Source organism: Collinsella ihumii, from assembly GCF_900046475.1.
Lineage (GTDB): Bacteria > Actinomycetota > Coriobacteriia > Coriobacteriales > Coriobacteriaceae > Collinsella > Collinsella ihumii.
In genome coordinates this window covers 238,383-255,486 of record NZ_FCOU01000003.1, presented here as the reverse complement: position 1 = coordinate 255,486, position 17,104 = coordinate 238,383, and the positions used below count along the sequence as shown (strand labels likewise).

Annotated in this window: 12 protein-coding genes; 7 read left to right on the top strand and 5 right to left on the bottom strand. The window is 66.8% G+C overall.

Annotation, left to right across the window (positions count from 1 at the left end):
• Positions 1–101: 101 nt before the first annotated feature.
• From BN3789_RS02405 to thpR, 4 genes are all read left to right on the top strand, one after another.
• A complete protein-coding gene (locus tag BN3789_RS02405) occupies positions 102–974 on the top strand; it encodes a patatin-like phospholipase family protein (RefSeq protein ID WP_229254140.1) in 873 nt (290 codons plus the stop codon).
• Positions 975–1,076: 102 nt separating this feature from the next.
• The gene (locus BN3789_RS02400; RefSeq protein ID WP_066829483.1) at positions 1,077–2,006 is read left to right on the top strand and encodes an aldo/keto reductase; all 930 of its coding nucleotides are present in this window, start codon (positions 1,077–1,079) and stop codon (positions 2,004–2,006) included.
• Between the two features lie 240 nt (positions 2,007–2,246).
• Positions 2,247–2,561, top strand: a complete 315-nt coding sequence (locus BN3789_RS02395) for a helix-turn-helix domain-containing protein (protein ID WP_066829482.1) — start codon at positions 2,247–2,249, stop codon at positions 2,559–2,561.
• Between the two features lie 114 nt (positions 2,562–2,675).
• On the top strand, positions 2,676–3,203 hold the full coding sequence (gene thpR / locus BN3789_RS02390) for an RNA 2',3'-cyclic phosphodiesterase (RefSeq protein WP_066829480.1): 528 nt from the start codon (positions 2,676–2,678) through the stop codon (positions 3,201–3,203).
• 65 nt (positions 3,204–3,268) lie between these two features.
• Here the strand turns inward: thpR and BN3789_RS02385 are convergent, their stop codons facing one another.
• From BN3789_RS02385 to BN3789_RS12595, 4 genes are all read right to left on the bottom strand, one after another.
• Positions 3,269–5,902 (bottom strand): DEAD/DEAH box helicase, encoded by a 2,634-nt coding sequence (locus BN3789_RS02385; protein ID WP_202615053.1) that lies wholly within the window; start codon positions 5,900–5,902, stop codon positions 3,269–3,271.
• 507 nt (positions 5,903–6,409) lie between these two features.
• Positions 6,410–7,273 (bottom strand): tRNA (guanine(46)-N(7))-methyltransferase TrmB, encoded by an 864-nt coding sequence (gene trmB / locus BN3789_RS02380; RefSeq protein WP_066829472.1) that lies wholly within the window; start codon positions 7,271–7,273, stop codon positions 6,410–6,412.
• Between the two features lie 70 nt (positions 7,274–7,343).
• Positions 7,344–8,111: a GNAT family N-acetyltransferase gene (locus BN3789_RS12600; protein WP_066829471.1), complete on the bottom strand. Its 768-nt coding sequence runs from the start codon at positions 8,109–8,111 to the stop codon at positions 7,344–7,346.
• Entirely contained in the window at positions 8,108–8,878 is a 771-nt protein-coding gene (locus tag BN3789_RS12595) for a class I SAM-dependent methyltransferase (protein WP_066829470.1), read from the bottom strand. Before BN3789_RS12595 ends, BN3789_RS12600 begins: the two co-directional genes overlap by 4 nt.
• A gap of 68 nt (positions 8,879–8,946) precedes the next feature.
• On the opposite strand from BN3789_RS12595, the gene BN3789_RS02365 reads away from it, so the two are divergent.
• Together BN3789_RS02365 and BN3789_RS02360 are read left to right on the top strand one after the other, a co-directional pair.
• The gene (locus tag BN3789_RS02365) at positions 8,947–10,848 is read left to right on the top strand and encodes an elongator complex protein 3 (protein WP_066830291.1); all 1,902 of its coding nucleotides are present in this window, start codon (positions 8,947–8,949) and stop codon (positions 10,846–10,848) included.
• Positions 10,849–11,859: a spermidine synthase gene (locus BN3789_RS02360; RefSeq protein ID WP_229254139.1), complete on the top strand. Its 1,011-nt coding sequence runs from the start codon at positions 10,849–10,851 to the stop codon at positions 11,857–11,859. It abuts the gene before it with no gap.
• A gap of 71 nt (positions 11,860–11,930) precedes the next feature.
• Here BN3789_RS02360 and BN3789_RS02355 read toward each other — a convergent pair whose 3' ends face one another.
• Positions 11,931–14,393, bottom strand: a complete 2,463-nt coding sequence (locus BN3789_RS02355) for a DEAD/DEAH box helicase (protein WP_066829469.1) — start codon at positions 14,391–14,393, stop codon at positions 11,931–11,933.
• Positions 14,394–14,666: 273 nt separating this feature from the next.
• On the opposite strand from BN3789_RS02355, the gene BN3789_RS02350 reads away from it, so the two are divergent.
• The gene (locus BN3789_RS02350) at positions 14,667–17,021 is read left to right on the top strand and encodes an S-layer homology domain-containing protein (protein WP_161938966.1); all 2,355 of its coding nucleotides are present in this window, start codon (positions 14,667–14,669) and stop codon (positions 17,019–17,021) included.
• The last annotated feature ends 83 nt before the right edge of the window (positions 17,022–17,104 follow it).

Genomic DNA, 17,104 nt, shown 5'->3' with positions numbered 1-17,104 from the left:
GCACCTTCGGCGCCCTCGTCGGCACAACATGCCGCCGAGGGCGCCTCGTCGCGTGCCGCGGGAGTATACTGGCGAGTCTGAATCGAGAGGGAGGTTGCTTCGTGGCGGCGACGGAACAAGGTGCGCGTCCAAGCGTGGGCGTGGTGCTCGAGGGCGGCGGATTTCGCGGGATGTACACGTCGGGCGTGATCGACGTGTGGATGGAGCGCGGGCTGACCGCCGATGCGACGGTGGGCGTGTCTGCGGGCGCGACCTTCGGCTGCAATTTCAAATCGAGGCAGATCGGGCGCGCGCGGCGCTACAACAAGAAGTACTGCGCCGACCCGCGCTATGCGAGCCTTCGCAACTGGATACTCAAAGGCGACCTGTTCAGCCGGGATTTCGCCTACGGCGAGCTGCCGTGGAAGCTCGATGTGTTCGATAGCGCCACGTTCGCGGCGGACCCCATGCGCTTCACGGTCGTCGCGACCGACATCAACGCCGGCTGCGCCGTCTACCACGATCTTGGTCCGGGCGATGTCGGCGATATCGAATGGATCCGCGCGTCGGCCTCCATCCCCATGGTGTCGCATCCGGTCCAGCTCGAGGGCCGAGAGCTGCTCGACGGCGGGATCGCCGATTCCATCCCGGTGGCCTGGATGCTCGAGCAGGGGTATGACCGCACCGTCGTGGTGCTGACGCAGCCGGAAGGGTACCGCAAGGAGCCCAACAGCCTCATGCCGCTGCTGCGCGTCTGGCTGCGCCGCTACCCCAAGCTGATCGAGCTATTGGCCGACCGCCATGTCCGCTATAACGAGACGCTGGACGCGATCGCGCGCCTCGAGCGGGAGGGCGCCGTGTTCGTCGTGCGGCCGAGCGAATCGGTCAAGATGCCGATGATGGTGCGCGACCCCGAGATCCTTGAGCATGCGTACCAAGTCGGCCGCGCGGATGCCCAGAAGACGTTCGACAGCCTGCTCGATTATTTGTCATAGAGACCATGGCGCGAAGGGCTCCGGGAGGGTACAAAGGGGCTGGCCGCATTCTGGTTCGCGCAGGTGCGGCGCACTCGATATATCCAGGTGAGGAGGAATCCCATGTCTGATTTCGTGACGACGCAGCGCCATGTGGTGACCCTGGCGAACGGCGACCGCGTGCCCGCGCTGGGTCAGGGCACATGGTATCTCGGCGACAGCCGCTCGACGCACGACCGCGAGGCCCAGGCGCTGCGCGCCGGCGTCGCCTCCGGCATGACGCTGATCGATACGGCGGAGATGTACGGCAACGGCCGCAGCGAGCGCCTTGTCGGCGATGCGCTCGACGGCGTGGCGGTAGCAGGGGGCCAGCTGCGCGAGGCCGACGGCACGCGCGCCAAGACGCTCGACCGCGACGAGCTGTTCATCGTCTCCAAGGTGCTGCCGTCGAACGCCGGGGAGCCCGACATCTTCGACAGCTGCGACGAGACGCTCGAGAACCTGGGCGTGGACTATCTCGACCTGTACCTGCTCCACTGGCGCGGCATGGTTCCGCTGGCCGAGACGGTGGCCTGCATGGAGGAGCTGATCGCTGAGGGCAAGATCCGCGCGTGGGGCGTCTCCAACTTCGATACCGACGACATGGAGGACCTCTGGCGCGTGCCGGGCGGGCAGAACTGCCAGGTGAACCAGGTGCTCTATCACCCCGGTTCGCGCGGCATCGAGTTCGACCTGCTGCCGTGGATGCGCGATCACGGCGTCGCCCTGATGGCGTATTGCCCGCTCGCGCAGGCGGGCACGCTGCGCGGGCGCCTGTTCCGCTCGCCGGAGCTCGCCGAGGTCGCCCGTCGCCACAACGTCACGGTGCCCCAGGTCATCTTGGCATGGGACATCCGCGGCGGCGATACGATCGCCATTCCGCGCAGCTCGCGGCCCGAGCACACGCTCGAGAACGCGGCGGCCGACGCTATCGAGCTGACCGAGGAAGACCTTGCGCTCATCAGCCGCGCGTTCCCGGCGCCTTCCTACAAGATGCCGCTCGACATGGAGTGATCCGCCGCGCTTCGTGCACGCATGCAAGTACGTTCGATCGCGCCGCGCCCGGGCCCGTCTGCCGGTTTTCGCCGACAGGTGGGCCCGTTTTGGGATACGTCGACCGACTCGTTCCGCCCCACGGAGAGGCCCCTTCCCGCACGCTCGCATAGTGAGGCGCCCCGTTGACAGATGTTGTGCTCTGGGAAGCACTTTTAGCCCATACAATGATTTCGGATGGTGCTAGTGCAAGGAGGAGCCATGGCCGAGAATCTGGGACCCGCCCTAATTGATCCGGAGGGCTGCCGTCACAACCTGAGCGTGCGCGAGTATCAGCTCCTTGTGTCGTTTGCCGCGCATGCGGGGGTGAGGTTTGCACCGTCCGGCGAGGCCGACGCGGTGATCACCACCGGTCAGGCGGCGGATATCCTGGGCGTCTCGCGGCGCACGGTCACGCGCATGCTCGACCGTGGAGAGCTCCCGGGCATTCGGCTGGGCCTCAACCATCATCGAAGCGTTCGTCTGGCCGACGTCCTCGCCTTCAAGGACCGCGGGGTCGCCAGCAGGGAATCATAGGGGCGTCTCGGACGCAGGGCTTGAGCGAATCGCCATGTCGCCGCCCGTGCCTGCAGGTACGGGCGGCGTGTTGCATGGGTGCACGTTGCGCGCAGGAGATGGAGGCGGGGGATCATGAGGGTTTTCATAGCGCTTGAGCTGCCAGAACCGTTCGTCGACGACCTCGCCGCCGTGGCGCGCCAGCTTGCTGTCCACGTTGCGGGCCGGTACATGAAGCGCGACACCTACCATGTGACCTTGGCGTTTTTGGGCGAGATCGACGAGGGGACGCTGCGCGCCGCCCTCGATGCGGTCGACGAGGCGTGCGCCGGCGCAGGGCCGATCCCGCTTCGCGCGTCGGGTCTGGGACGGTTCGGCGCGCCGAGCGATGCGACGCTGTGGCTCGGTCTGGATCCGGTGGGCGAGCTCACGAGGCTCGCGGAAGGGGTGCGCGAGCGCTTGGGGTCTCACGGGGTCCCGTTCGACAAGAAGGCGTTCCGCCCGCACATCACGCTGGCGCGCCGGGCGAGGATCGCCGGCCGTCCGCTGCCTGCCCTCGCGTTCCCGTGCTCTGACGAGGCGTCGCGCGTCACGGTGTTCCGCAGCATATTGGATAGCTCGGGGGCGACGTACAAGCCGCTCTACACCGTCGAGCTCGCATAAGGTCGCCCGCATCCGCCATGGCGGATGCGGGCGAGATCTTAGAGGGGATCGGTCGGGGGCTTCCCTTAGCCTTCCAGCAGCTCCTCGATGAAGCCGACGCGGTAGTTTTTGAACACCGCCTCGCCCTCTTCGGCCGTGGCGTCCAGATCGAGGTCGGCCATGATGCCGAAATCGTGATCCCCGTCGCTATCGGAGAAGATCTGGTGGACGTGCCAGACGTGCTCGGTCTTCTCGTCGCGCTCATCGATGGCGATGAACGCGGAGGAGCGGGCGTCGGCGTCCAGCAGCAGCTCCTCGTGCGCCTCGAAGAACGCATCGAGGGCGCGCTGCCAGCGCGTCTCGGTCATGCCCCAATCGGCATCGAGGGCGCCCAGCTCGTCGACGTTGCCGGAACAGGCCAGCGAGACGCGGCGGATGAGCGCGTTGCGGACCAGAAGCGTCATGCCGCGACGGTCGGAGACGACCGCGTCGGCGTCCGTCGGGGGAGCGGCGTCCAGGGCGACCGGGTCGCCCGCCGCCTCCCATTCGTCGACCAGGCTCGAGTCGACGGACCGCACGACGAAGCCCAGCCAGGAGATGATGTCGGTGAGCTGCTCGTTGCGCTTGTCGATGGGGACGGTGCGGTCGAGCGAGCGGAAGGCCTCGGCGAGGTAGCGCAGCAGGATGCCTTCCGAGCGCGCGATGCCGAGCTTTTGGATGTAGCCCTTGAAGTCGGCGGCGCTTTCCAGCATGTCGCGCAGGACCGATTTGGGGCTCAGTGCGTAATCGTTCGCCCAGGGCACCTTCTCGCAGTAGCTCGCGAACGCGGCGTCGAGCATGTCCTCGAGGGGCTTGGGGTACGTGATGTCGGCGATCTTCTCGAGACGCTCCTCGTAGTCGATGCCGTCCGCCTTCATCTCGGCCATCGCGTGGGCGCGGGCCGCGCGCTCCTGCGCGCGCAGCACCTGCTTGGGGTCCTCGAGCGTGGCCTCGACCATGGAGATGAGGTCGAAGGTGTAGGTCTCGCTCTCGGGATCGAGAAGCTCGAGCGCGGCGAGCAGGAAGGGGGAGAGGGGCTGGTCGAGGGCGAAGTCGTCGGGCAGGTCGACGGTCAGCGAGTAGTCCAGGCTGCCGTCATCGAGCTCCTCGCGCACCACGACGCCCGAGTCGATGAGGGTGGCGAAGATCTCGTCGGCGCGCGCCGAGAGCGCAAGCTTCTCCTCGGGGGTCTGCAGGGAGCGCTCGATGAGCTCCTCCACATGCGCCCGGGCGTCGCCGCCCTGCTCGACCATGGAGAGCACCATGGAGTGCGTGATGCGCAGGCGCGGCCTGAGCGTCTCGGGGGCCGATTCGATCAGGCGGTTGAAGGTCTGCTCGTTCCAGGTGACGAAGCCCTCGGGCGGTTTCTTCTTCTTGATCTTGCGCAGCTTCTTGGGGTCGCCTCCCGCCTTGGCGACCAACTTGGCGTTCTCGATGTCGTGCTCGGGGGCCTCGGCGATCACGCAGCCCTCGGTATCGAAGCCCGCACGGCCCGCACGGCCGGCGATCTGATGGAATTCGCGGGCGCGCAGGCGGCGCATGCGGCGGCCGTCGAATTTCGTGAGCGCCGTCAGCAGCACGGTGTGGATGGGTACGTTGATGCCGACGCCCAGCGTGTCGGTGCCGCAGATGACCGGAAGCAGGCCCTGCTGGGCGAGCTTCTCCACAAGCAGGCGGTAGCGCGGCAGCATGCCGGCGTGGTGCACGCCCACGCCGTTCGACAGCAGGCGCTTCAAGATCTTGCCGAACGCCGTGGTGAAGCGGGTCCCCTTCGACGCCTCCTTGATGGCTTCGCGCTGCTCCTTGCTGGCGACGCCGAAGTTGGCGAGCGAGCTTGCGGTCGACAGCGCTGCATCCTGAGAGAAGTGCACGATGTACAGCGGGGCCTCCCCGCGCCGAAGCGCGAGCTCCACCGTGCCCTCGAGGGCGGTGTCCACGTACTCGTAGGCGAGCGGCACCGGCCTGGGGGCGTCCGCCACGATATCGACGTCGGCGCCGGTCTGCGTGCGCAGCGCGTCGGCGATGGCGGTGACGTCGCCCAGCGTGGCACTCATGAGCATGAACTGCGCGTGCGGCAGCGTGAGCAGGGGGACCTGCCAGGCCCATCCGCGGTCGGGGTCGGCAAAGTAATGGAATTCATCCATGGCGACGCATCCGACGTCGGAATCTTCGCCCTCGCGTAGGGCCTGGTTGGCCAGGATCTCCGCCGTGCAGCAGATGACGGGCGCCGCGGTGTTGATGTGCGTGTCGCCGGTGATCATGCCCACGTTGTCGCGGCCGAGAACCTCGACGAGGTCGAAGAACTTCTCGCTGACCAGCGCCTTGATGGGAGCGGTGTAGTACACGCGCTTGCCCTGCGCCATGCCCATGAACAGCATGCCGAGCGCGACGAGCGACTTGCCCGATCCGGTGGGCGTGCCCAGGATGACGTGGTCGCCGGCGGCGAGGTCCATGAGCGCCTCCTCCTGATGAGGCCACAGCTCGATGCCCTGCTCCTCGGCCCAGCCGAAAAAGCGCTCGAACGCCTCGTCGGGCGTAAGCCATGGTTCGGGCTCGCTGCCGTCCTCGGGCTCCCACCAGCTGGGCGAAAGGGTGCCGAGGGATCCCGCCGCGAGCTCGCCGGTGCCCCCGGCAAATGAACTCGCCGAGGCGGTCGGTGCGGATGTCGTTGCGTCTGTCACATCGTCTTCTTTCGTGAGGTCCTTGTCTGCGTGTCCACCATTATGTCGCAAGGTCGCATCTGAGGGAAACGCCGAGCAGCCCATTCCTTGGCGGGCGACCCCGGCGCCAACATGACGGGCATGGTTGCGACTTTCTACATAACCGCAGGTAAACGGTTTGCCCAGCGGTGTGTGCGGTGCCTGGTTCTGCGTGAAGTCGGGTGTAGTGCCGGGAATCCCGGCACTACACCGCCGATGCTAAATAATACGATAAACAGAACATATACTATGCTGTTGCTCAAACGGATTTGGGGCTTTTGGGTACATAGTTTCGGAGCAGCCCAGTAGCCCCTATTTCGTTTCGCCGCTGCGCCCGGGCGTGGTCCTCGCGTCGGTTTGCGGCCCGCGCTCGCAGCGGAGATCATGCGTGAGGTCGCAGAGCATGATGGCGGGAATGCATAGGGCCATCGAATCCGTGCCATATGGCACAAGCCGAATCTGTGCGTCGCGCTATCGAGGCGATCGGCGCTATCTGGTCGCTTGGGGGATGCGCGACTTGCCTTTGAGCTGACGGTTCTTGAAGTTCTCGACGGCCGCCTCCATGCCGAGGGGCACGTAGTCGAGGGCGAACAGGTCGTCGGGCAGGTACAGCATGAGGCTTTGCTCCGCGTCGCGCCCCGCTTGGATCTGCGCGGTGTCGGGCTGCGCCCCGGGCGTGGCGCAGATTCCGTAGACGGCGGCACCCCGTTCGGTGAGCCGCTCCTCGTACTCCGTCTGGGGATAATCGGGATGCTCGGCGCGCGTATCCGACGAGATCCAGAGCACGTCGTAGCCCGCGGCGGCAAATTGCAGCTTGGCGTATTCCCACAGCGGCAGGCTGTCGGTCCGCAGCGTGAGCGTGGCGCCGTGCGCGAGCAGGGGCCGATACGCCAGCAGGTGGTCGACGTTGACCAGGCGCTTTGCGGCGTGGTGGCGCTTGGGGTGCGGAGTCGGGAAATTCAGGGTGATGGCGTCCAGCTCGCCGGGCGAGAAGATCGCGGGGAGCGCCGCGGCGCCGCGCGGCACGATGACCACGTTGCGCAGATGCTGCTCCACGACGCGTTGGGCGGCGTAGGCGATGCAGACCGGCTCGGCGTCCATGCCGACGTACAGCGTATGGGGGTTCCGCTCGGCGCAGCACGCGATGAAGGCGCCCTTGCCGCATCCGAGATCGAGATGGACCGCGTCGAACGTATCGCGCCCCACCGGCTCCGAGGACGGGCCGCACGGCCAGCACGCGTGCGCCCATCTGCCCGCGAACGTCTCGGCGTGCTGCTCGATGGCGTCCGCGTAGCGCATCAAGCGCTCGTCGAGGTCGAAGTTCTTGGGGAGGCGGATGTGCGTGAGGCCCATGATGTCCTTACGGTCGGCAACGGTTGACGACCGTGGATTGTAAACGATTGGACGGGCCGGCCCTCGTGCGTCACGCGCCGGTCACGAGGTATGCATCATACGCATGGTCGAGGCGGTAGCCGAGCTGGCCCGCAAGCGCGAGCGAGGCCGGCGTATGTGCGTCCCAGTTGGGATAAAGGTCCCGGTCGAGGCAGGCGAGCATGAGGGCGGCGGAGCAGGCGCGCGCAAGGCCGCGCCTGCGACGGTCGGGGCGGGTGTCGACCTCGATTTCGATGGCGCCCGCACAGCGCGCATACGTCGACGCGCCCGAGACGACGACCCTGCCCTCCAGGGCGATGACGCCGACGCCGAGCTCGGCAAAACGGGGATAGGGGTCGAGCTGGGCCACAAGGTCGCGGCTCCAGTCCTGGTCGAGGCACGCGTGCCACAGGGGCTCGTCGATGGCGCGCAGGGCGACGCCGGCGGGCAGGGCGGAGGCGAGCCGGTGCAGGTGCATGCGATCGAATGCGTCTGGATCCTTGGACGTCGCGTAGCGCGTGTGCGGTTTCGCGCGCCGTCCGGGCATCCGCTCGATGAGCCGGCTCCATGCGGCATCCTGGGGAACGACGATCGAGAGGCCGGACGTGCTGCGCGAGCACGCGGCTTCGAGAAGTGCGGGGTCGGGCTCTCCTCCTGTGAAGACGAAGTCTCCGACCATGGCGACAGCGGATGTGGGGCGGTCGGCATCGTTGGCCATGATGGCGCCCATGGTGCCCTCGAGGCATGCCCGCACGCTCACGTCATCGCGCCCGGAAAACAGCGCCGCGGTGCGTGTGGGATCGGAAAGCACGGCGTTCACGAGCCCTCCTTTCTGCAGACGAGGTAGCGGTTGAGCGCATGGGTGCGGCCGTCTGCCGAGAAGCGGGCGCACTCGTGCATGCCGTGCTTCGCCAGGTGACCGGCGAGCGCGTCGATCTCCGTCTCGTCGAAATGATGGCAGTAGCGTCGCGCCTGTACATCGTCTTGCCAGCCGAGGAAATGGTCGCCCGCCTCGAGCTCGTCTGTGGGCCACCCGGCGCGGCGCGCCCCTTCGTCGGCGACGCGCGCCTTGGCCGATAGCCTCGCATCGTCCATGAACTGCCAAAACGAGAGCACGAGCAGGCCCGAGGGGGATACGCGCGCGGCGAGGGAATCGAGAAGGGCGCGGCGCAGCGAGCCGCCGGGGACGTGGTGCATGAAGCCGAACGAGACGACCAGGTCGCATGTGGGGATGTCGCCGAGGGGGTCCGTGCCGTCGAGCAGGCCGCCGAGGATGTCGCGCTCGACGAAGCGCACGCTTCCGTCGCCGGGGAGGTTCGCGGCGAGCTGGGGCGCGTTGTCGACTGCGACGCAGCGCCAGGACTGCTGCGGCGTTCGAGAGAACAGAAAGCGCGGGAACCGGAGATTGCCGCACGCGACGTCGAGCACCGTGCGCTGCTCGGCGCATGCGAAGGTGTCCTGGACGATTTCGGCGACGCGCTGCCAGCCGTCCCACGGCGCGGACCTCGTTGCCGAGAACGACGCGGCGTGGTCGCGGTAAAACGCGCTGTTGCAGGCGATGAGCCGTCGCGCGAGCTGTACATCCATGGAGGCGCCCCCAGACCATATGCAGATGGATCCGCTGCTTCCCGAAGCGTCATTGTACAATGCGGGGCATGGAAGACATCATTGTGAACATACTCGCTATGCTGCGTCGCGGCGAGGCGGTGGATGACGACGCGCTCGTCATGCTCGTGCACGCGCAGGCCAAGCGGACGGGTGGCGACAAGCGCGCGTTCGCCAAGCGCCGCCTGCTGCCGTTCTATCAGAGGGTCAAGCGCGAGGAGCCTGAACGCTGGGAGGCGTGGGGCGTCACGCCCGAGCTCGAGGAGGGGCTGCTTCGGGTCTTGCGCATGAAGCCGCGCCGCTCCGCATCGGGCGTGGCCACCATCACGGTCATCACGAAGCCCTGGCCCTGTTCGAGCGACTGCCGGTATTGCCCCAACGACGTACGCATGCCCAAAAGCTATCTGCACGACGAGCCTGCCTGCGCGCGGGCGGAGCAGAACTGCTTCGACCCCTATCTGCAGGTCTCGACGCGCCTGACGGCGCTCACGCAGATGGGACATGCGACCGACAAGATCGAGCTCATCATCCTGGGCGGCACGTGGAGCGACTACCCGCGCCCGTATCAGATCTGGTTCGTGAAAGAGCTGTTCCGCGCGCTGAACGACGGCGCGGTGTCGGGTGTGGCGGCAAACCCCATGCTCGCGGAGCCGGGGCAGGATAAGGGGGCCGTGCTGGCGAGCACGACGCACGTGCCGGCGGAGGTTGCTCGGCGGCGCGCGTGGTACCGCTCGTGCGGCATCGCGTCGGATCCACAGGAGCTCGCCGCGTTCGCGGGCGAGGCCCAGCGTGCGGTGGATGCGGGCGAGACCGGCTACAACCAGGCCGTGCGCGCCCTGTTCGGCTCGAGCGACGCGTGGTCGCGTGCGGCCGCGGGACAGACGGCGACGATGGAGGAGCTTGCCCGCGAGCAGCGCGCCAACGAGACCGCGCGCCACCGCGTGGTCGGCCTGGTCGTGGAGACGCGCCCGGACGCCATCACCCCCGAGGCGCTGACGCTCATCCGGAGGCTGGGCGCCACCAAGATCCAGATGGGCGTGCAGAGCACCGACCAGCGCATCCTCGACCTCAACGAGCGGCACATCACGGTCGGGCGCATCGGCGAGGCGTTCGACCTGCTGAGGGCGTTCGGCTTCAAGATCCACGCGCATGCGATGGTGAACCTGCTCGGCTCCACGCCCGAGTCGGACCGGCGCGACTACGAGCGCCTCATGACCGATCCGGCGTTCCAGCCCGATGAGATCAAGCTCTACCCGTGCGCCCTCATCGAGGGGGCGCGCCTGTGCCGCGATTTCGATTCCGGGGCATGGGTGCCGTACGCGGAGGACGAGCTGCTCGGCATCCTGGTCGACGACGTGCTCGCCACGCCGGCGTTCTGCCGCATATCGCGCATGATCCGAGATTTCTCGACCAACGACATCAAGGCGGGCAACAAGAAGCCGAACCTGCGCCAGCTGGTCGAGGCTCGCCTTGCCGCGTCGGGCGCGGCGGAAGACGGCCGCGCTGCCGTGCGTGAGATCCGCTACCGCGAGGTCGGCACCGCGGACATCGATCCGGACGACCTGCGCATGGAGACGGTCGCCTATAAGACGACGAACACGCGCGAGCGCTTCTTGCAATGGGTGACCGCCGACGGGCGCATCGCCGGCTTCCTGCGCCTTTCGCTGCCCGACGCCGCGTACGTGCGGGAACATGCCGGAGAGCTGCCCATCGCTGCGGAGGAGGCCATGATTCGCGAGGTGCACGTGTACGGCATGGCGACGCGCGTGGGCGAGGAGGGCCATGCCGCCCAGCACCTGGGGCTCGGCCGCCGGCTTGTCGAGCGCGCATGTGCTCTGGCACAGGATGCGGGCTATCGCCGCATCAACGTGATCAGCGCGGTGGGGACGCGGGAATACTATAGGCATCTTGGTTTCACCGATTGCGGACTCTATCAGCAAAAGGAGCTGTAAATGGACGAGCGATGGACGCCGCGGCCCACGGCCGAGCACAATATGTCGGGCGCCTCGTGCCCGCGGCCTGCGCGCGGCGGCATGCCGGAAGAGGCCGTCGACGTCGTCGTGATCCTGGCGATCGCCATCGCGTGCACCATCGGCGGTGCCTCCGGCGACGCGGCCGGCCTCGCCATGGCGATCCTGTTCGCCCTGGCATCGGTGATCGCCATCGTCTACCTGCGGTTCGATCCGCACATCACCCATACCGCGAACGGTTTCGCCCTGATTCGCACCCGCCGCATGCGCGACGGGTCGCTCGCCCGCGTCTTTCGCCAGGGCGGGGTGTACCAGTCGGCGACCTATCTCGATGGGCGCAGGTTCGAGCCCGTATTCGCCTACCAGCGCGCGTTCGATATCGTCTTCGACCTCGAGGGGCAGAAGTTCGAGCGCACCGACCGCGGCGTCGTCGACGTGCTCGCGCTTGGAGGGGGCGGCTACGCATGGCCCAAGCACGCGCTCATGAGCCATGACAATCTGCATATGGACGTGGTCGAGATCGACGAGGCGGTGACGCGGGCGGCGCGCCGCTGGTTTTTCGTGGACGAGCTCGAGGCGCGGGCAGGCGACCGCCTGCATATCATCACGGCCGACGGGCGCGCCTATCTTGAGGGCGAGCGGGATGCCGGGCGCTACGACGCGATCGTGAACGACACCTTCTCCGGTCATGAGCCGGTGCTCGCCTTGGCGACGGTCGAGGCCGCGCGCGCCGTGCGGAGCCTGCTTGCGCCCGGCGGACTGTACGTCGCCAACGTCGTCTCCCATGAAGGCGGGACCGAGCTGACGTTTTTGCGCGACACGGCGGCGACGCTCAGGCAGGTGTTTGCGCGCGTCTGGATCGTCCCCGCGACCGATGAGCAGTTCGACGGCGAGGACAACTACCTGGTCATCGCATCAGATGAGCCGTATGCGGTCGTCGGGTCGATTCCGTTCGACGAGGAGTTCCTCGGCACGCCGATGACCGATGCCTAGGGAAGCACCGACAATTCATTCCGCGGCGGTCGGCGTTTCCCTAGCCCATCCCGAAAAAGCACCGGCTCCCCCTAAAGCACGGCGCGGCCCCAGCGATCGCGCCATTCGAGGACGCGTGCGCGCATGCCGGAGATATCCAGCACGCCCTCGGCGAACCCCTTGCGCACGAGCTCTGCAGGCAGCAGCTCGTCATACTTGTCGAAGTAGGGCACCTCTCCGGGGTACACGAGCTCGATGGGGTCGAAATCGGCCTCGGCCTCGGCGGCGACCACCTGGTAGAACGTGTCCTCATCCGCCTTCATGCGGAACTGCATGAAGTAGGGGCGGGACGGGTCGAGGCCCTTTAGGCCGAGCTCGCCGGCGCATTTGATCTTGAGCAGGCGCTCGAGTGCCAAAAACGCGTAGCTGCCCAGCCAGGGAAGCAGCGCCCACGTGTCGCCGCCCAGATTGATGAGCGGTCGCTCGGTCAGGTGCGCGTTGGCGGCGACATGGCGAGCCTGGAGCAGGCGAGCGCGCGCATTCACCATAAGGTAGGGGTAGTCGCAGCGCTCGGTCAGCACTTGGCGCATGCGCTCGAGCACGCGGGTGTCGATGTCGCCCGGGCAATCGCCGAAATACGCGGGCACGCGTCCTTTGACCTGCGTGCAGTACACAAGGTGGCGCTTCCAGTCGACTTCCTCGACGATCCAGCAGTGTCCGGCGATGGCGATGCGCTCGCCTGCAGGCGGCGGATTCACGATGGTTCCGAGCTCGGCAGATTCGGAGCGCACCGTGAACTCCTCGTTTTCCTGGAACACGGCGTAGAACTTGAACGAGTTGGTGACGCGTTCCCCGGCGATGCCCACGATGAGCCCGCCCGCCTCGGTCTGTTCGACGTGATCGATTTCGATGAGATGGCGCAGCAGCACGCGCAGGTCGTCGGCGCTCACGCGATGGAAGTAAGACAGCGTGAGCACGCGCCCGGCGAGCTCTGCCGGCGTGAGTTCGCCGCAGCTTGCGAGCGTGGCCATGACCTGGTGGTAGAGCAGGCTGTAGGGGAGACGGTCGAGCCGTGGGGGCTCCACCCACTTGTCCTCTCGGTAGAGCTGGACGAGCGAGATGCCCTGCAGGAGCTTCCAGGGGATGGTCTCGGGCAGCATGGCGCGCGGCTCGGGCTGCTCCTCGCGCATGACGAAGTGCATCTCGGGCGGGAGGTCGCGCCGGCCGGTGCGGCCCATGCGCTGCAAGAACGACGACACGGTGAACGGGGCGTCGATTTGGAAGGCGCGCTCGAGCCGTCCGATATCGATGCCGAGCTCGAGCGTGGCGGTGGTCACCGTGGTGAGCGCCTGCTCCTCGTCGCGCATGAGCTCTTCGGCGGTCTCGCGGTAGGATGCGGACAGGTTGCCATGGTGGATGAGGAATCGGTCGGGTTCGCGGTTCGCCTCGCAGTACTGGCGCAGCACCGTGCAGACGGCCTCGGCCTCTTCACGGGAGTTGACGAACACGAGGCATTTTCGGCCCCGTGTGTGCTCGAAGATGTAGCCGAGTCCCGGGTCCGCATCGCGCGGAGCGGTGTCGGTTGCGGTCATGAGTTCGGTTTCCGCCACGGGAGGGATGCTGACCTCGGGCTCGTCGGCGGGCGTAGGGTCCTCCGAGGAGCCCGACGCCCGGTGCCCGGCCTTTGCGAGCGCCAGCGCGCGGTCGCCAGGGGTGCTGTCGGCGCGCTCCAAAAGCTCGTCGAGCGTGGGCGCCGCGGGCCCGATGCGCTCGCAGCTCACCACCTCGGCCTCGACGGTGCCTGCGGTGACCGTGGTGCCGGTCGCCTGCGCGACGCGCTCTGTCGCCTGGGGGCCGGTGATATAGAAATGCTCCATGGAAAGGCGCCACGTGCGCCGGGGCTCCTCGAAACGCGGGATGATGCATCCGCGCCCGGTTCCCGAAGACAAAAACTCGCCGGTTCGCTCCGGGTCGCCGATGGTCGCCGACAGCCCGATACGGCGGGGGTTCACGCCGGCCATGCGGGATAGGCGCTCGATCAGGCAGAGCGTCTGCCCGCCGCGATCGCCGCGCAGAAGCGAGTGGACCTCGTCGATCACCACGAAGCGCAGGTCGCCGAAGAGCCTCCCGATCGCCGAATGCTTGTGGAGCAGAAGCGCCTCGAGGGATTCCGGTGTGATCTGCAGGATTCCGGATGGCTGCTTGAGCAGCTTGCGCTTATGGGACGAGGCGACATCGCCGTGCCAATGCCAGACGGGGATGTCCGCTTCCTCGCAGAGGCCGTTGAGCCGGTAAAACTGGTCGTTGATGAGGGCTTTGAGCGGTCCGATGTAGAGCGCGCCCACCGAGGCGGGCGGATTCTCCCAAAACAGCGTGAGGATGGGGAAGAACGCCGCCTCCGTCTTTCCCGAGGCGGTCTGGGCGGTGAGCAGCACGTTCTCGTCGGTGTTGAAGATGGCGTCCGCTGCCGCCACCTGGATGGATCGCAGGTTCTCCCAGCCGTGCCCGTAGATGAAGTCCTGCACGAACGGCGCGTAGCGGTCAAAGACGTTCACGAATCCATCCTCCTCACATCCTCGGGGCGCTTGTCGTCGCCCAGCATGCCCGCGCCCTGCCTCGCCATCCATATCCCTCTGCCCTCAACGTGTCACGAGGATACGGGGCGGTGGAGGGCGTTGCCCTTTCGGCAGCGTCATTGTATCATAGAATCAGAACATATGTTCGTATGTTCTCGCCTAAGTTGCGCAACAGGTTCGGCTGCTTCTCTGTCAGCATACAATACAAGGGGAACCACCTGCGTCAGCGAGGCGAATGGAGGAGTGATGGGTATGCTCAAACCTTTGCATCGAGGTGCGCTGCATCGTTTGGCGGCAACATGCCTGGTGCTCGTAGTACTGTTCGGCTTGAGCCCGATGACGGTTCGCTCGGCATGGGCGGATCAGCCGTATCAGTCGAGCAACGCCGGGGACCAGGACTACTTCCGGTGGGCATCGCCGGTATCAAGCCATCTGGTCGAGACGTCGGCGGGCGATCTCATGCGCGTCGAATACGACGAGGGCGCTGACGTGCTGCGTATCGAGGAGTATGCAGACGACGGCACGCTGTTGTCCGCGCGCACCATGGGCGCGCTCGAGCTCGCTCCCGAGGGCGTGACGGCGGCGCAGGACGTGCTGTGGGGCGGCTTCCTCGCCGGATCGCAGAACTATTTCGTGGCGACGGGTCAGGCGAATCCCACCGAGAGCGATGATGTGCACGTGGTGCGCGTCTCCAAGTTCGACCATGCGTGGAACTACATCAGCGCTGTCGACCTGTCCGGCATCAACACGCGCGTTCCGTTCGACGCCGGCTCGCTGCGCATGCTGGAGGCCGGCGGCGAGCTCTACATCCGCACGGCCCACACCATGTATGCCTCGGATGACGGGCTGAACCATCAGTCGAACATGACGTTTGTCATCGACGAGGCCACCATGCAGCCTGTCGACGGCTTCTGGGACGTTATGAATATCGGCAACGCGTTCGGATATGTGAGCCATTCGTTCAACCAGTTCGTGACCGAGCTGAACGGCACCGCGTACGCGCTCGACCACGGCGACGCCTATCCGCGCGCCGTCGTGATCAAGCGGCTGGGGGCCACCGGCTCGAGCTCGTATACCGAGGTGCTCGACATCTACGGCGAGATCGGAGACAACAGCACCGGGGCTACCGTCGGCGGATTTGCCGCTTCCGAAACGAGGGGGACGTTGCTCGCGGTGGGCACGAGCGCGCCTCAGGACGGCAGTGTCCGCCCGGGTGCGGGCTCGCGCAACGTTTGGCTGAGCGTGACGCCCTCTGATCTCGGGACCACGAGCTTCACGTGGCTGACCTCGTTTGCAGCGGATAGCACCGAGGAGGCGCTCAACCCGGTTCTCGCCAAGGTGAACGACGATCTGTTCATGGTCGCGTGGAACACCTCTGCGGGCCAGCTCAACTACCTGTTCGTAGACGGTACGGGCGCGCGTCTGGGCGATATCGCGACTGTCGAGGGCAGCGTGTCGGATTGTCAGCCGATCGTTCACGATGGCGCGCTCGTGTGGTATGCCACCGGTTCGGGCTACAGTTCGACGGCGCCCGTGTTCTATCGCATCGACACGGCAACGCGCGAGCTCACGACGGTGGACACCACGCCGGGCCTGAGCGTGGGCGGCATCGAGCCCTCCTACACGTATACGGGCTCCGCGATCGAGCCCAAGCCCGTGGTGACGCGCGGGGATGCGACGCTTGCCGAGGGTGCGGACTACACGCTTTCCTACGAGAACAACGTGCACGTCGGACGCGCGACCCTGAAGGTCACGCCCTCCGACGGAAGCGAGGCGGCCGTCGTGCACTTCACCGTCATGCCGGCAAGTCTTGAGGATGCGCAGATCTCCGTTCCCGAGGCGTATTACACGGGGCGTCCCCTGGAGCCCGCGCCGTCGGTGTCGTTCAACGGCATGGCGCTGGTGGAGGACCGCGACTTCGTCATCGTGTCCTATGACGACAACGTCGAGATCGGGGAGGGCAGCGTGCGCCTGCGCGGGACCGGTGACTTTACGGACACCGTCGAGGTGGCGTTCACCATCGCCGAGGAGCCGAGCGACTACGGCTTCCCCGATGTTACGCCGGGTGACTGGTACGCGACCCGAGACGTGCTGGGATACGCGCTGAGCCATCGTCTCATGAACGGCTACGACAACGGCCTGTTCGGGCCCTACGACTTCATCACGCGCGGACAGGTGGCCTGCATCCTGTACAACATGGCCGGTCAGCCCGCGGCGACATCGCCCGATTTCGCGGACGTCGACTACAGCGAGTACTACGGAGGCGCGATTCGCTGGGCGCGTGCGCACGGCGTGGTCAACGGGTACGGAGACAATACCTTCGCGCCCGAGCGGATCGTGTCCCGTCAGGAGCTGTGCGCGATGCTCGCGAACTACGCCGAGAAGATCGGCGGCATGACCATCGAGTCGGATTGCACGGCGCTCGACGCTATTAGCGGAGCCGACCAGGTTGCCGGATGGGCGCGCACCGTGGTCGGCTGGGCGGTCGACCACGCCATCATCAGCGGCGAAGTCGTCGACGGGGTGGCCCAGGTGAACCCCGAGGGCGGCGCGTGGCGCGCATCGGCGGCCAAGATGGTGAGTGTGCTGCACCGCGACGTCCTGTAGGCCATGCAGAGCGGACGCGCGCAATGAAAAGGGCGCCCCAAGGGGGCGCCCTTCGTTTTGATGCCCAGTTGCGGCATCCGCCG

Coding starts and splice junctions, on each gene's coding strand:
- BN3789_RS02400 (WP_066829483.1), top strand. CDS start 1,077: ATGTCTGATTTCGTGACGACGCAGCGCCATGTGGTGACCCTGGCGAAC.
- BN3789_RS02360 (WP_229254139.1), top strand. CDS start 10,849: ATGGACGAGCGATGGACGCCGCGGCCCACGGCCGAGCACAATATGTCG.
- trmB (WP_066829472.1), bottom strand. CDS start 7,273: ATGGGCCTCACGCACATCCGCCTCCCCAAGAACTTCGACCTCGACGAG.
- BN3789_RS12595 (WP_066829470.1), bottom strand. CDS start 8,878: ATGGATGTACAGCTCGCGCGACGGCTCATCGCCTGCAACAGCGCGTTT.
- BN3789_RS02395 (WP_066829482.1), top strand. CDS start 2,247: ATGGCCGAGAATCTGGGACCCGCCCTAATTGATCCGGAGGGCTGCCGT.
- BN3789_RS02350 (WP_161938966.1), top strand. CDS start 14,667: ATGCTCAAACCTTTGCATCGAGGTGCGCTGCATCGTTTGGCGGCAACA.
- BN3789_RS02365 (WP_066830291.1), top strand. CDS start 8,947: ATGGAAGACATCATTGTGAACATACTCGCTATGCTGCGTCGCGGCGAG.
- thpR (WP_066829480.1), top strand. CDS start 2,676: ATGAGGGTTTTCATAGCGCTTGAGCTGCCAGAACCGTTCGTCGACGAC.